Annotated in this window: 1 pseudogene (running past one end of the window); it reads right to left on the bottom strand. The window is 56.2% G+C overall.

Annotated elements, in window-relative coordinates:
* Positions 1–215: pseudogene (locus A1830_RS22135) on the bottom strand (type IV secretion protein Rhs); its annotated part reaches 285 nt to the left of the window's first position; the annotation flags it as partial.
* Positions 216–320: the final 105 nt, after the last annotated feature.

The following is a 320-nucleotide window of genomic DNA, read 5'->3' as shown; positions in this document are numbered from 1 at the left end:
CGTCCGGTGACGCTAATCACCCTGGCCTTATCATCGAAGCCGTAGCTGACCAGGCAGATTTCATTATCCAGCCAGGCCCCGGTCAGGCGAACCTGCCCGCTGACGGTTTTGTAGCGGCAGACTACACTTTGCCCCGCGCTGTCGGTGAGTGAATGCAGCGTGTTGTCGTCGTTCCATGCAAACAGGATATCGTTACCACAGGATTCAGTGAGACGCAGGGGCAGGGAAGGGGCATTTTCGCGTAATGGCTGATAATGCCAGCGCTCGCCGCTGATATCATACACTGACCATGTATCGTCCTGATGATGTTCCAGCCAGCG

Source organism: Erwinia sp. ErVv1 (assembly GCF_900068895.1).
Taxonomy (GTDB): domain Bacteria; phylum Pseudomonadota; class Gammaproteobacteria; order Enterobacterales; family Enterobacteriaceae; genus Erwinia.
This window is presented reverse-complemented; position numbering and strand designations above follow the sequence as displayed.